Origin of the sequence: Dermabacter sp. HSID17554 (assembly GCF_003989295.1) — a bacterium.
Taxonomy (GTDB): Bacteria; Actinomycetota; Actinomycetes; order Actinomycetales; family Dermabacteraceae; genus Dermabacter; species Dermabacter vaginalis.
Genome location: NZ_RBLW01000002.1, coordinates 311,532 through 324,766 on the forward strand (window position 1 = coordinate 311,532; position 13,235 = coordinate 324,766).

Here is a 13,235-nt window from a genome sequence, read left to right on the forward strand (position 1 = left end):
GCCCCTTAGTTCTCCTCTCCCGGATAGCGCACGCCAACAATCTCACGCACGCGATCCATCACCTCGAGAACAGCGAGGGTGTCACGCTCGCCCCAGCGCTGCGATTCAAGCTTTTCCGCGCGAATGTTCCGCGCGGCCTCCGCAATCTCGAACGCCATGCCGTAGTTGCCACCATCGGGATGCTCGGGAAGGGCGTAGGGGAGTGAGTTCTCGTACGTGAAACGCTCGGTCAGGTCCTCACCGTTTTCCCCCGCTTCGAACTGGGTCACGGTGAAGGCGTTCGGCACAAAGAACCACGAGTCCACGTCGATTTTGCCGCGTGTGCCGAGCACGTGCGCCTCGACCGAACTGCGCGCACCGAGCCCCGTTTGCACGGCGTAGACGGTGCGGCCCGAGAGACCCGAGATCGAGACCATCTCGTCGACCCCCGTTGCGGTGAGGGTTCCCGTGGCGTGCACCTGCGCCGGCGATCCCGCAGCCCAGTGTGCGAAAGCGAGCGGGTACACGCCGAGGTCAAGCAGCGCCCCTCCGCCAAGCTCAGGTGCGTACAGTCGATGCTCGGGATCGAACGGAAAGTACTGGCAGTGATCGGCGATGACCGCGGTGACTTCGCCGATCACTCCCGACTCGATCACCTGACGGATCACGTCGTAGTGCGGCATGAAGCACGACCACATCGCCTCTTGCACGTACGCGCCCTTCTCACGTCCAAGGGCGAAAAGCTCGCGTGCCTGATCGGCATTGAGGGTCATCGGTTTTTCAATCACGACGGGAATGCCGGCCTCGAGCACTTTCTTCGCAAGTGCGAAATGCTGCGCGTGAGGGGAGGCTACGTAGACGGCTTCGAGCCCTTCGTGGGCGAGGAACTCGTCAATGTTGGCATAGGCGTGGGCGCAGCCGGCGTCGGACTCAAAATCCCCCGCGAAAACCTGTGCGCGTTCGAGCGAACGCGAGCACACCGCCACGAGGCGCGAAGCGGTGGCCGCATGCATCGTGCCGATGAAGTTCCTGGCGATCCCGCCGGGCGCGATCACACCCCAGCGAAGGCCCGGGGCCTCGGCCGGATCGGGAACGGTAGTGGCAGGCAGCGTCAATGGTGCAGTCATGCAACCACCGTACGCCGGCTACCCCTATTTTTTCGAGGACTTCGCGCGCGAACTGGACTTTCGCGTCGTCTTTCGCTTCGCGGGACCTTTCGCGCGCTTCTCCGCGAGGCGCTCCACGGCGCGTTCATGCGTCATCGTCTCGGGCGATTCATCCTTGCGGAGCGTCACGTTGGTCTTGCCGTCCGTGATGTACATGCCGAAGCGGCCGTCCTTGATCACGATCGGTTTCTCGCTCGTGGGATCCACGCCGAGCTCCTTGATGGGAGGTTTTGCCGCTGCCCGCCCGCGCCGCTTCGGCTGGGCGTAGAGCGCGAGGGCTTCCTCCTCGGTGATCGTGAACAGCTGCGCTTCGGTCTCGAGTGAACGAGAGTCCGTGCCCTTCTTGAGGTACGGGCCGTAGCGGCCATTTTGCGCGGTGATCTCGACCCCCTCGGCATCCTTCCCCACGACGCGGGGAAGCGAGAGGAGCTTGAGGGCATCCTCGAGAGTGACGGTGGCGAGATCCATGTCCTTGAACAGCGAAGCGGTGCGGGGCTTCGGCTGCTTCGTTTTTGGAAGCGCCTTCGTTTCTTCGTCGAGCTCAAGGTTTTCCGTGACGTAGGGGCCGTAGCGGCCATCCTTCGCGAGGATCTCGAAGCCCGAATCAGGATCGCGGCCAAGCACGCGGCCGTCGTCCTTCGCGCGGGTCATGAGCTCTTCGGCCTTCTCGAGCGTGAGCTCATCCGGTGCGAGATCGGCGGGCACATTCGCGCGCTGAGGCGTATCGGAGCCCTCGACCGCACGCTCAATGTAGGGCCCGTACTGGCCCATACGCAGGTCGATACCGTTGCCGATCGAGACGGTGTTGATCGCACGCGCGTCGATCTCGCCAAGGTTATCGAGCGTTGCCTTGAGGCCACCCTCGACGGGCGTGTCGAATGAGCCGGACTTGCCGTAATAGAAGTCGCTCAGCCAGTGCACGCGGTCGGTATTGCCCGCCGCGATGCGGTCAAGGCCGGCTTCCATGTCGGCCGTGAACTCGTAGTCCACGAGCTTTCCGAAATGCTCCTCGAGAAGACGCACAACGCTAAAGGCGAGCCAGCTCGGCACGAGCGCCGTGCCCTTCTTCTCGACATAGCCGCGGTCTTGGATCACCGAGATTGTGGCGGCGTATGTCGAGGGGCGGCCAATTCCGCGTTCCTCGAGTGCGCGCACGAGCGAGGCCTCGGTGTAGCGCGGCGGGGGAGTGGTCTCGTGCCCGTTCGGCGTGTACTCGGCAGCCGTCAGCTGCTGGCCCTCCTTCATTTGGGGGAGACGCTTATCTTTGCCGTCCTGCTCGGCATAGCGCGATTGGTCACGACCCTCTTCGTAGGCGGCAAGGAAACCGCGGAATGTGATGATCGTGCCCGAGGCGCCAAACTGGGCGGTGCGCCCCTTGCCTTCAACATCGAGCGTGACCGACGTGGTCGTGCCTTTCGCGTCGGCCATCTGGGAGGCCACGGTGCGTTTCCAAATGAGTTCGTAGAGGCGGAACTCGTCGCCGCTTAGCTGGTTCGACACCTGCGCGGGCGTGCGGAAGTTCGAACCCGCCGGGCGAATCGCTTCGTGCGCTTCTTGCGCGCCCTGCGACTTGCTCGTGTACACGCGGGGTCGATCAGGGACGTACTCGGCGCCGTACATTTCTTGGATCTGTGCGCGGCTCGCGCGAATCGCCTCGCCGGAGAGCACGACCGAATCGGTACGCATATAGGTGATGTAGCCGTTTTCGTAGAGCCGCTGCGCGGTGGACATCGTGTGGCGGGCGCCCATGCGCAGCTTGCGGCTCGCCTCCTGCTGGAGAGAGCTCGTGGTGAAGGGGGCGGCGGGGCGGCGCGTGTAAGGCTTGGACTCGAGATTTCCGACGGTGGCCTTGGCCCCCTCGAGCGCTTCGATGAGAAGTTGTGCGCTTTCCTCGGTCAGGACGGTGACGTTTCCCTTGAGGCTCTTCTTGAGTTCGCCCGTATCGGTGAAGTCACGTCCCGTGGCGACGCGCTGGCCATCGAGCGTGCGCAACTGCGCGGTGAACGCGGGCGTATCGGCGCTGCGGTCACTCAACTCAGACGTAATGAACTCGCCCGTCAGATCCCAGTACGAGGCGGACGTGAAGGCCATGCGCTCGCGTTCGCGCTCCACAACGAGGCGCGTTGCGACGGACTGGACGCGGCCCGCGCTCGTGCCGCGGCGGACCTTGCGCCACAGCACGGGGGAGAGTTCGTAGCCCACGAGGCGGTCGAGGATGCGGCGCGTTTCCTGCGCATCGACGAGCGGCATGTCGAGCTCGCGAGTCTCGGTAAGCGCCTTCTGGATGGCTTCCTTCGTGATTTCGTGGAAAACCATGCGGTACACGGGAAGCGATTTCTTCGGCTTGAGGGCCTCGAGAAGATGCCACGCGATCGCTTCACCCTCGCGGTCCTCATCGGTGGCGAGGTAGAGAGCATCGGCCTCTTTGAGGAGCTTCTTGAGCTCGGAGACGGTCTTCTTTTTGTCGGGGTTCACGACGTAGTAGGGCTCGAAGCCCTCTTCGACGTTGACGGCGAAACGACCATAGGGCCCCTTTTTCATGTCGGCGGGCAGCTCTTTGGGCAGGGGAAGGTCACGAATGTGCCCCACGGAGGCGGCGACCGTGAAATCGTCCCCGAGGTATTTCCCGATGGTCTTTGCCTTCGCGGGGGACTCAACGATCACGAGGTTGCGAGCGCTCACTCGATGTACTTCCTTACTGCGGTGTGTGCGTGGCGGGAATATGGTGCCGCGCGGTTTGCCCTGAACCGTACCGTAACACTACGCGGCTTTTGGCTGCTCGACGATGTGGAGAAATCCCCATTCGACGAGGGTGCGCGTCGTGCGCATGATTGCGTCACGTGCAGCTTCGGCATGTTCGGCCTGGTCAGCGGCTTCGAGGAGGGAAGCGTAGGCCGTGAGGAACACGCTGAGCGGGTACTCCCCGGTGAGGGGGCCGACGATGGCCGCGGTGTGGGTGTCAATCTGGAGCGTGCGCCCGAAACCCCCGCCCTGGACAAGGTCGATCACCATGGGGTCCTCGTCACCGGGAGTGTAGTGGCGTCGCTCGATGACGTCGTCGGCGCGCGCGAGGACGAGTTCGCCGAGAGCGGCGTCGTCGAGCTGTGCGAGGTGCGCGCGTGCCCGAAGCATCTCCGCGTAACGGGGGCCTAGGGGACCGGAGCCGGTGGTCTCGATGAAGGCGTAGTGCTCGAAACGCTTCTCCCCGTCGCGAGGCTTCGTGAGGAGCACGTGGCCGAATCCGATACCGGCGACGTTGCGGGAGGCGAAGTCGTCGAGCCACGCGTGCGTCATGGGCGCCCAGCGCTCGTCGCGGTCGGTGACACCACCGTCACGCAGCCACGTCGAGGCATAGGACGCCGGATCCTCGATGTCGCGTTGAACAATGAGCGCGCTCGCACTCGAGTTTTCGAGCCAAGTGCGCGGCCGCGCATCCCACTCGGCGCCCGCGGTGATCTCCCAGTTGGCGAGCATCGCGGCGATGCCGCCTGGCGCGAGATAACCGTCGATTTCGGAAAGGAGGCTCGCCACGAGCGTGTCGCCCTCCGCGCCGCCGTCGCGATAAGTCCACGTTTCGGCGCCCGCCACGCGGGGCGTGATCACGAACGGGGGATTGGAGACGATGAGATCGAAGGCTTCGCCGCTCACGGGTTCGAGCATCGAGCCCTTGCGGGTCTCGATCACGTGGCCCGCGGGCAGAGTGTCGTGATTGAGGGCGACATTGAACTCGGTGAGCGTAAGCGCACGTTCGGAGATGTCGGTCGCGACGACGTGCGTCGCGTGGCGGGCCGCGTGAAGCGCCTGAATGCCGCAGCCGGTGCCGAGATCGAGGGCTCGAGTGACTTTGGCGCGCGGCGTGATCGCGATGAGAGTCGAGGTGGCCCCGCCGATACCGAGAACATGCTCGCCCTCGAGCGCGCGGCCCGTCGCGAGTTCGCCGAGATCGGAGACGATCCACCAGAGGATGTCGCCGAAATCATCGGTGGCCTGGTACGGGCGAAGATCGAACGTCGCGGTGAAAGCTGAGGTGTCGTCGGACTTTTCGCTGCCCACTTCCCGCACGAGGCCGAGCGCAAGAATTCCCTCGGTGCGCACGTGCGGGAGTGCGCGGTCGAGTTCGGTGCGCGTGGCGGTGCGACCGAGCGTAAACAGGCGCATGAGGGTCGCGCTCGCGATGCCGCTTTCGGCGAGCGGACCGAGCTCGCGCAACGCCGGGATCGGGTTCTCGCGCTCGAGCGCGGCCCGGGCGGGGACACTGAGGATCTCGTCAATGCCATCGGCGGTGTAGCGCGCCGAGGCGAGGTCGTCGCGCAGCCGCGCAAGGAGAACGGGGTCGATCGTGGGCGTCGGGGGAAGAGTGCTGCTCGTGTGTGCCGTGCTCATGCCTACCATTGTGGCGTACCGCGTGAGTGGAGCGAAGATGAGAGTGGAGGCGGCACGTGAAAGGCGAGGCTTTCGATGCGGAGCGCGCGCTCGCGCGCCTTTCGGCGCCACCGCATCGCACCGACTCGCTTAGATTCGTTGAACATCGCCCCGCGCGCGAGGCCCGCTTCGCCGAGTGGCCGCGATGGGTGAACTCGTCGCTGCGCACGTCTCTCGAAGCACACGGGGTTGAGCGGCCGTGGTGGCATCAAGCGCAGGCCGCCGAATTCGCCCACGCGGGCCGCGACACGGTCATCGCGACCTCAACTGCGTCGGGGAAGTCACTCGGCTACCTCATGCCGGCGCTCACCGACATTCAAGCGCGCCGCGAGGACCCCTCGGCAAGGCGAGCGAGCGCCCTCTACATTGCCCCCACCAAGGCTCTCGCCTACGACCAGTTCACCTCGATCGAGCGTCTCGCGCGCGAGGCGAATCTGAGGGAGGTTCGTGCAGCGGTGTTCGATGGCGACACCCCGCTCGACCAGCGGCGATGGGTGCGGCGACACGCCAACCTCGTGCTCACGAACCCCGACATGCTCCACTACGGCATCCTCCCGGGCCACGAGCACTGGATTCCGTTCTTCCGAACGCTGCGCTACATCATCATCGATGAGTGCCACGTGTACCGCGGCGTGTTCGGGGCGCACGTCTCGATGCTTATGCGGCGTCTCGCGCGGGTCGCCGAGTACTACCGGGCACATCCCACGTTCGTGCTCGCCTCCGCGACGAGTGCGAGCCCCGAGGTGAGCGCCTCCAGGCTCGTGGGCCGAAGCGTCACGGCTGTCACCGAGGACGGCTCGCCAAAGAATCCCCTCACGATCGCCCTGTGGGAGCCGGGCATTGTCGATCTTGACGAGGGGGAGGATGCCCGCGAAGCCGCACGCAGGGCAAAGGCGGAGCGCGAGCAGGCCGCAAAGGCCGGGGTGAAAGCCCACGTGGAGGTCCGACGGCGCCCAGCCCCCACCGAGGCCGGGGCCTTGCTCGGTGATCTCGTGTGTGAAGGGGCGCAAACGCTCGCCTTCACGCGTTCGCGGCGCTCAAGCGAGTTGGTCGCGAAAAGCGCACAGCGCGCGGTGAACGCCGCGGCGGAAGCGACCGGCTCCGCGTTGCTTGCCGACCGTGCGACGCGCATCGCGGCCTACCGAGGCGGATACCTTCCCGAGGAACGTCGCGCTCTCGAGCAGGCGCTGCGCTCGGGGGAGCTCGTGGGGCTCGCCTCCACCAATGCACTCGAGCTCGGCATCGACATTTCAGGGCTCGATGCCGTACTCGTCACGGGATGGCCGGGAACGCGAGCATCGCTGTGGCAGCAATTCGGGCGTGCAGGGCGCTCTCACGGAGCTCACGCTCGCGATGCCCTCGCAATGTTTATCGCGCGCGAGGACCCGCTCGACACGTACGTGGTGCACCACCCCGAGATGATCGTCGGCGCCGAAGTTGAGGCTGCCGTGTTCGATCCCTCCAACCCTTATGTCATGACGCCCCACCTGTGCTCCGCCGCGGCGGAGATCCCCATCCGCGACGGTGAGGAAGAGATCTTCGGCCCCACGAGCAGGGAGCTTCTCGAGAACTTGGCGGCGCGGGGCATCCTCAGGCGTCGGCCTCACGGCTGGTATTGGACGCTTGACGAGCGGCCGCACGACCTCACCGATCTGCGGGGCAGCGGAGGTGAGAGAGTGAGGATCGTGGACGAAGCCAGCGGGCAGCTCATCGGTACGGTCGATGGCGCGAGCGCCCACCAGCACGTGCACGACGGCGCGGTGTACCTCCACCAGGGCGTGACCTACGTCGTGAATCACCTCGATGTGGAGAACGCCGTCGCGATGGTGCGTCGGGAGAGCCCGCAGCACACCACCCAGCCGCAAGAGACCTCGTCGATCAGCGTGCGCCAGGTCGAGCGCAGCGAACGGTGGGGTGACATCGACGTGTGCTTCGGGCAAGTCGAGGTCACCGACCAGGTCACCGGTTACCAAGTGCGTGACATCTACACCTCCGCCGTGCTCGGCGAACACCCGCTTGACCTGCCCGCTCGCACCCTCGCGACGAAAGCCGTGTGGTTCCAGATCCCCGCCTACCTTCTCCACGCGTGGGGCCTCGAGGAAGCCGATTTCCCAGGTGCGCTGCATGCAGCTGAGCATGCCCAAATTGCCATGCTGCCGCTTCTTGCGACGTGCGACAGGTGGGACATCGGCGGCGTGTCTACCGCTCTGCATGCCGATACCGAAAAACCCACGATCTTTGTGTACGACGGCGCGCAAGGCGGAGCCGGCTTTGCCGAACGCGCCTACGAGAGCGCCCCCGCATGGGTTCGTGCGACCGCCGACATGGTCGAGGCGTGCGAATGCGAGGCGGGCTGCCCCGCGTGCATAGTGTCCCCGAAATGCGGCAACGGTAACGACCCCCTCAGCAAGGTGGGTGCGCTCACGGTTCTGCGGGAGCTGGGCCGGCACGCGCCAACTCGGTGAGGCTTTGAGCCCCGAGTAGCGGGATGTGCACCCTTACGGCGACCGCTATCCGCGCCTCGAAACCTTGCGTCTCGCAGCTTTCGAGAATCGTTCCGTATTTCTCGGCGACCTCAAGGGCAACTGCACACGCCTCGCCGGCGGCGCCGCCACCTGCGAGCGCATCAGCGGCCGAAAGCGCCGAAAGCTCGGCGGCTGAGGCGGCTAGCGACCGGCCTTGATGGACTATTCCAAGCGTGACGAGCACAGTGAGGATGGCGGAGGTAATCGCGATGGCCCCGAGTGCGGTCACGGTAGCGTTGCCACGCTCTTCGCTGAGGCGCGCCCTCACGGCCCGTTCCTCACCAGATGCGGCTCGAGGCGCGTGTGAGCGCTGGCCTCAAGCGGAAAGGTCATACCGAGGACCGGCCCGCCCACGCGCCAGGTCGCATGAGCATTGACCGTGACCCAATCGCCGCTCGTGCTGATGTTGAATGATGCCCCGTCACCGCTCACGACTTTCGCCTTCGCGATCGCTCCCTGGGGATCTGCGGAGATCATCATTTCCCTCGCCGCGGTGCGAGCGCCTTCTGATAGGCGTGCGTGGCTCACGAAGAGCCCTCCGAGTGAGACGATCAGTGCGAGAAGAGCGAAGACGGCGATGAGCACCACCGCCGTCTCCGCCGTGGCCGCACCGGAATCCGCTCGAAGTGCTCGCCTAAGCGGTCGGGCACGTTGCTCGGTTTCCGGTACCATGCTCAGCTCGCCGAGTGGAGGGCGCCCTGGATAATGCTCGTGAGAATGCCCTGCATTTCGCCGCTCGTGAGCACGGCGAACAAGAGCGCGGCAAAAGCACACGCAGCGACGATCGTGACTGCGTATTCTGCGGTCGTCGCTCCCGTGTCATCCGCGAGAGTTTCACGAAGTGAGGCGCTATTCGGCTTGGTGTGAGTAGTCGTATCGGTCATTGATGTATCCCCCTTCAAGGATTCTTCTGTGCTGCGCAACGGCGGTCGCCGCGCGCCTACGGCCAGATGCGGCCGAAGTGTGTGGTGACGAGATCCGTAATGATCGGGACAATTCCGAGCAACACGAATGCGGGCAAGATCGTGATTCCCGTGGGAAGAACGAGACGCACGGCGAGTTTTGCGGAGGCCTCGTCGACCTCGCGCACGCGTGCACGGCGTCGATCGCGCGTGACGGCAGAAAGGATCGGCGCAAGACGAGCGCCTGTGGCGTGGGAGAGGCTGGCGGCGCTCGTGAGCACCGCTAAGTCTCCTTCGAGCGTGGAAAGCGCGCCTTCGGGTGGCATGCCGCGAGCGAGAGCGCGCCCCGCCTCGAGAAGCGCGGGACCCGGGGGCGTGTTCTCGAGGGCTTCGCCTATGCGCATGCAGGCCGACGAAAGCGGGATCCCCGAGTGGACGACGCTCGCGATCAAATCGATCACGATGAGCGGATCGATGTCGGCACTCACGCCGCGCGCGACGGCGAGCATGCGGTTCATCCACGCGAAACCAATCGCGGTGAGCAGCACACCGGTGCTCAGCATGAGCATGCCGTACCTCGACGTGAGAAGCACTCGCAGCGGATCCGCGCCCATGGCATAACCGAGGCCAATCGCGAAGAGTGGCAATACCATGAGAACGCGAGCTGTGCTCTTCGCGCCCGCGAAGGCGGCGCTGCGGGCCCGGGCAGCGTCGGAAGAATCGCGAAGCCCGTTCGCGAGCGAAGTGAGCAAACCCGAAAGCGGCGCCCCCGTGCTCTCACACATCACGTGACAGAGCACAACCGCACGCACCGCTTCCCGAGGAGCGTTGAGGGCGCCGTTCATCCGCTGCACAAGTGCCGGTGGGATACGGGCCATCGTTTCGGCGAACTGCTTCTCACGCGGCGTACGCGTGGCTTTTGCGACCGCCAACCACGCGTGCGGCGCCGTCACGCCAGCCCCGAGAGCCATCGCTACGTGGTCGAGCAGCCCAGCGAGGGCATCGTCCGAGAGCAACGCCCCGCTTTTCATAGGGCACCTCCGTGCGCGAGTCGGGCTTCGAGCGCATCGAAAGCCGGGAACCGACGCTCTCGTGCACCAAAGCTCACCGCTGGAACACACTCGAGTCGTCCATCGCCCCCGCGTTGCAGAATGGCAATCGTGGAAAGCGCACGACCGTCGAGTGAACGGTGCATGTGCAACACGACAGTGATCGCCGAAAGAGCCTGTGAGGCGAGCGCAAGCGGGTCGAGTCCAGCGAGAGCCCCGAGGGCCTCGAGCCTCGCGGGAACATCTGCTGCGGTATTCGCGTGAAGGGTTCCGCACCCGCCCTCGTGCCCCGTGTTGAGTGCCTGGAGGAGCTCGCGGATGTCCTCTCCACGGCATTCGCCCACGACAATGCGGTCGGGGCGCATTCTCAGACACTGCCGGATCAAGGTCGCGAGGTTAATCTCGCCCATGCCCTCGGCATTCGCGTGACGCGCCTGAAGGTGAACCACGTGCGGGTGCGCGGGTCGCAGTTCGGTGGCGTCTTCCACGATGATGACCCGTTCGCGGGGATCCACGGCACCGAGCATCGCCCCGAGCAGAGTCGTTTTCCCGCTACCGGTGCCGCCGCTCACAAGAAAGGAGAGACGTGCGTGGATAATTGCCTCAACCAGTGCCCGCCCGGACGGCGTGAGTGTGCCCGAGGCTTCGAGGGCCTTCAGTGAGAAGGGGAGGGCCGCGGCGCGCCTCAGGCTTATGCTCGCACCGCCCGCCGAAAGCGGGGGGAGCATACCGTGGAAGCGGAGGTTGCCGGGAAGCTGCGCATCGGCCCACGGCATCGCGTCGTCGAGGCGGCGGTTCCCGAGCGAGGCAAGTCGGGTCGCGAGAGCACGCGCCTCGCTCGCGGTGAGCGTGAGACCAGTGCGCTCGAGCCCGTGAGCTGAATCCACCCACACGCTGCCGTCGGGATTCACGAGAATGTCGCTCACTCCCTCCGCGGCGAGGGTATGCAGGGGCCCGAGACCTTCGAGATGATGGCGCACCTGATCGGTGAGCTCGAGAAGTCCCGCGCGATCGAGGATGAGACCGTGGGCCTGGGCAATGCGTGAAATGCGGCGGGCATCGATCGTGCCTGGCTCCTCCCGCAGTGATTCGTGCACGCGAGCGAGGAGTTCGTCGGTGAGGATCATGACTGCACCCCGGAAAGTCGGGATCCCGCGAGCGTCGCGAGGAAACGTGTGCACGCGGCCTCGATCCCTTTGCGGTCGCGATCGAGCCCTGGAACGAAACCCTCGCGTGCGCTCCGGTAGCTGAGCATGACGGGAAGCCCGAAGTGGTCGGCGATGTCGCGCGCACGGTAGGCCTCGCCGCGGCGGCGAGTGCGCAGGGCGATCCCTATGCGCGTGCGTGGATGTACCTCGCGCAGAGCCTCGAGGGTACGCTCGGTCGCGGCGAGGGCGTGTTCGCTCGGGTGGAGCGAGACGAGGGCGATATCGGGACTGAAATGCGCTGCGACTCCGGCCCGCATTGGCGCGTCCAAAATGAGCGTGCCGGGTGCGGCGCGCAGGCTTTCGAGCGCCTGCACATTTACCGTTTCACCGGGGGTACGAGAGAAGGTGAGGAGTCGGTAGCCGTCAACGAGAGGGAGAGCCTCAACTAGCACCTGAGCATCCGTCGTGCCTCCTGCCCCGCCCAGGTCGCTCCACCGTGCACCCTCCACGTGTCGAGCCTGCACGAGCGTGTCGATCCCACCGCCATGCGGATCCGCGTCCACAAGTGTGGCTGGGCCACCCCGCTTCGATGCGGCGAGAGCGAGCGCGACTGCGAGGGAGGTGGCTCCCGCCCCGCCGTGCCCCGGAAGGCACGCGAGGATACGGCTTTCCTCCGAGGCCGCGGCGAGTGCGGAAAGGTCGCCGAGAAGTTCGGCCGATTCCGATGGCAGGGTGCGAAGAGCGCGTGCACGGTGGTCGAGAGCCCGCTTGTATTCGTGCGAGCTGGGTTCGCCTTCGCAGACGGCGATGAGAGGTAGAGCGGGGAAGGCCTCGGTGGCCTTTTCCAGGAGGGAGACCTCGCACACGACTGCGCGCACGTGCCCGCGCGGGAGGTCTGCTGCGGCGAAGTCAAAGCCTGTTGCTTGGATGAGATCGCGCACGAGAGTTTCGAGGGAGAAGTTTTCGCCGAGCCACGCGATAGCGTCATGCGAAGGCTCGTGCGTGGCAAATGGGGTTTCGCCGGCTACGCGACTCACGAATGTGGAAGCGTTGCGGCGCCCGTGTGCGACTCGAGGGAAGGCATGTGTCATGCCTCTATGTTTCGCGGCACAGAAGGTCCGTTCTAGGGCCAGCCCAATCTTGTGGAGCGGAGCGTGATGTGGAGTGCGAACGGAGAGTCGAAAATTCTTCCCGGTGAGGGTTGCGTGGGTCACAATGAGTGTGTAGAGTGGTGGGCATCACAAAGCAAGGGAATGATTCGAAACCCACGTGCGAGTGGTCCACGTTTGGACCGGTGCGGATTCGTCGAAAGCGGATACCACACCACCAAGTGCACGCTTGATCCCGGATCGGCCCCGGGAGGCGCTCGAGAGGGCGCCTCCTTTTTGGCTCGATTCTCTTCCCCCACACCCCGCTTCTCTCACGGTCATCGCCGCGCACAAGCACGAAAGAGGAACGCGCCTATGCAGGAAGCAGCGCTCATGCGCGCTAAGCAGCCCTCCGAGGGGCCGCTCAAGGCACCCTCCGTTTCCGGTGTGGAATCGGGCTGGCATATCGACCCCATAACACTGCGCCCCGTGATCGACGACCTCGAAGCCTTCGAGCGAGAATTCGCCCACGACTATGCGCGAGAGGTGATTCGGGCCTTGTGGAGCGGTGACCCCGTGACGGCTCGCGAGCGCTGCGAAGTCATGCTCGCTGAGCGCCCTTCATCGGTGCGCTTGCGGGCGATCCTCGCCGATTGTCGCAGAGACCTCGGTGAAACCGATCGGGCGATTGCCGACTACCGCGTGCTGCTCGAGGAGTGCCGAGGCACCGCGTGGGAGTCCGTTCTTCACCAGCATCTCGGCAAAGCGCTCTTCACGGCCGGCCACTACGACCTCGCCTTGACGGCCTTCGCGCAGGCTTACGAGCTGCGCGTTTTTACGGGCGCACACTCGAGCCTCATTGACTCGAGCATGGTCGCGATGTCTCGCACGCAGCACATGCTTGAGATTCAGCACCGCGCGCGGCGGCGTCACTAACGGGGCTGCGGGAGGTTTTC

General features: G+C 65.3%; 11 protein-coding genes. 2 read left to right on the top strand and 9 right to left on the bottom strand.

Translation table 11 applies throughout. The features are described from left to right. Positions 1-5: 5 nt before the first annotated feature. The 3 genes from D8M36_RS04480 to D8M36_RS04490 all read right to left on the bottom strand — a co-directional run bounded on the left by D8M36_RS04480 (position 6) and on the right by D8M36_RS04490 (position 5,528). A complete protein-coding gene (locus D8M36_RS04480) occupies positions 6-1,106 on the bottom strand; it encodes a Gfo/Idh/MocA family protein (RefSeq protein WP_126847074.1) in 1,101 nt (366 codons plus the stop codon). A gap of 24 nt (positions 1,107-1,130) precedes the next feature. Beyond that, entirely contained in the window at positions 1,131-3,827 is a 2,697-nt protein-coding gene (gene topA / locus D8M36_RS04485; protein WP_065248426.1) for a type I DNA topoisomerase, read from the bottom strand. Positions 3,828-3,905: 78 nt separating this feature from the next. Then, complete coding sequence (locus D8M36_RS04490) at positions 3,906-5,528, bottom strand: DUF7059 domain-containing protein (RefSeq protein ID WP_161970203.1); 1,623 nt, start codon at positions 5,526-5,528, stop codon at positions 3,906-3,908. Between the two features lie 56 nt (positions 5,529-5,584). Between D8M36_RS04490 and D8M36_RS04495 the strand changes: the two genes are divergently transcribed. After that, on the top strand, positions 5,585-8,032 hold the full coding sequence (locus D8M36_RS04495; RefSeq protein ID WP_126847078.1) for a DEAD/DEAH box helicase: 2,448 nt from the start codon (positions 5,585-5,587) through the stop codon (positions 8,030-8,032). Here D8M36_RS04495 and D8M36_RS04500 read toward each other — a convergent pair. Genes D8M36_RS04500 through D8M36_RS04525 form a run of 6 tightly spaced genes read right to left on the bottom strand, consistent with a single transcriptional unit; the run spans position 7,989 to position 12,282 of the window. Then, positions 7,989-8,360, bottom strand: coding sequence for an Rv3654c family TadE-like protein (locus D8M36_RS04500; protein WP_126847080.1), 372 nt, complete (start codon positions 8,358-8,360; stop codon positions 7,989-7,991). The genes D8M36_RS04495 and D8M36_RS04500 overlap by 44 nt on opposite strands. Then, a complete protein-coding gene (locus tag D8M36_RS04505) occupies positions 8,357-8,764 on the bottom strand; it encodes a TadE/TadG family type IV pilus assembly protein (protein WP_074298304.1) in 408 nt (135 codons plus the stop codon). The genes D8M36_RS04500 and D8M36_RS04505 overlap by 4 nt, the downstream gene beginning before the upstream one ends. Before the next feature lie 2 nt (positions 8,765-8,766). Next, a complete protein-coding gene (locus D8M36_RS04510; RefSeq protein ID WP_065248421.1) occupies positions 8,767-8,976 on the bottom strand; it encodes a DUF4244 domain-containing protein in 210 nt (69 codons plus the stop codon). A 56-nt stretch (positions 8,977-9,032) separates the two neighbouring features. Continuing rightward, a complete protein-coding gene (locus D8M36_RS04515; protein ID WP_126847082.1) occupies positions 9,033-10,025 on the bottom strand; it encodes a type II secretion system F family protein in 993 nt (330 codons plus the stop codon). Next, positions 10,022-11,170 carry a TadA family conjugal transfer-associated ATPase gene (locus D8M36_RS04520; protein ID WP_126847084.1) on the bottom strand — a complete coding sequence of 383 codons (1,149 nt, stop codon included), beginning with the start codon at positions 11,168-11,170 and terminating at the stop codon, positions 10,022-10,024. The genes D8M36_RS04515 and D8M36_RS04520 overlap by 4 nt, the downstream gene beginning before the upstream one ends. Then, positions 11,167-12,282, bottom strand: a complete 1,116-nt coding sequence (locus tag D8M36_RS04525) for a hypothetical protein (RefSeq protein WP_126847086.1) — start codon at positions 12,280-12,282, stop codon at positions 11,167-11,169. The genes D8M36_RS04520 and D8M36_RS04525 overlap by 4 nt, the downstream gene beginning before the upstream one ends. A 372-nt stretch (positions 12,283-12,654) precedes the next feature. Here D8M36_RS04525 and D8M36_RS04530 point away from each other — a divergent pair, with 372 nt between their 5' ends. Continuing rightward, entirely contained in the window at positions 12,655-13,215 is a 561-nt protein-coding gene (locus D8M36_RS04530; protein WP_202974869.1) for a hypothetical protein, read from the top strand. Positions 13,216-13,235: the final 20 nt, after the last annotated feature.

Coding starts and splice junctions, on each gene's coding strand:
- D8M36_RS04480 (WP_126847074.1), bottom strand. CDS start 1,106: ATGACTGCACCATTGACGCTGCCTGCCACTACCGTTCCCGATCCGGCC.
- D8M36_RS04490 (WP_161970203.1), bottom strand. CDS start 5,528: ATGAGCACGGCACACACGAGCAGCACTCTTCCCCCGACGCCCACGATC.
- D8M36_RS04505 (WP_074298304.1), bottom strand. CDS start 8,764: ATGGTACCGGAAACCGAGCAACGTGCCCGACCGCTTAGGCGAGCACTT.
- D8M36_RS04510 (WP_065248421.1), bottom strand. CDS start 8,976: ATGACCGATACGACTACTCACACCAAGCCGAATAGCGCCTCACTTCGT.
- D8M36_RS04515 (WP_126847082.1), bottom strand. CDS start 10,025: ATGAAAAGCGGGGCGTTGCTCTCGGACGATGCCCTCGCTGGGCTGCTC.
- D8M36_RS04520 (WP_126847084.1), bottom strand. CDS start 11,170: ATGATCCTCACCGACGAACTCCTCGCTCGCGTGCACGAATCACTGCGG.
- D8M36_RS04525 (WP_126847086.1), bottom strand. CDS start 12,282: ATGACACATGCCTTCCCTCGAGTCGCACACGGGCGCCGCAACGCTTCC.
- D8M36_RS04530 (WP_202974869.1), top strand. CDS start 12,655: ATGCAGGAAGCAGCGCTCATGCGCGCTAAGCAGCCCTCCGAGGGGCCG.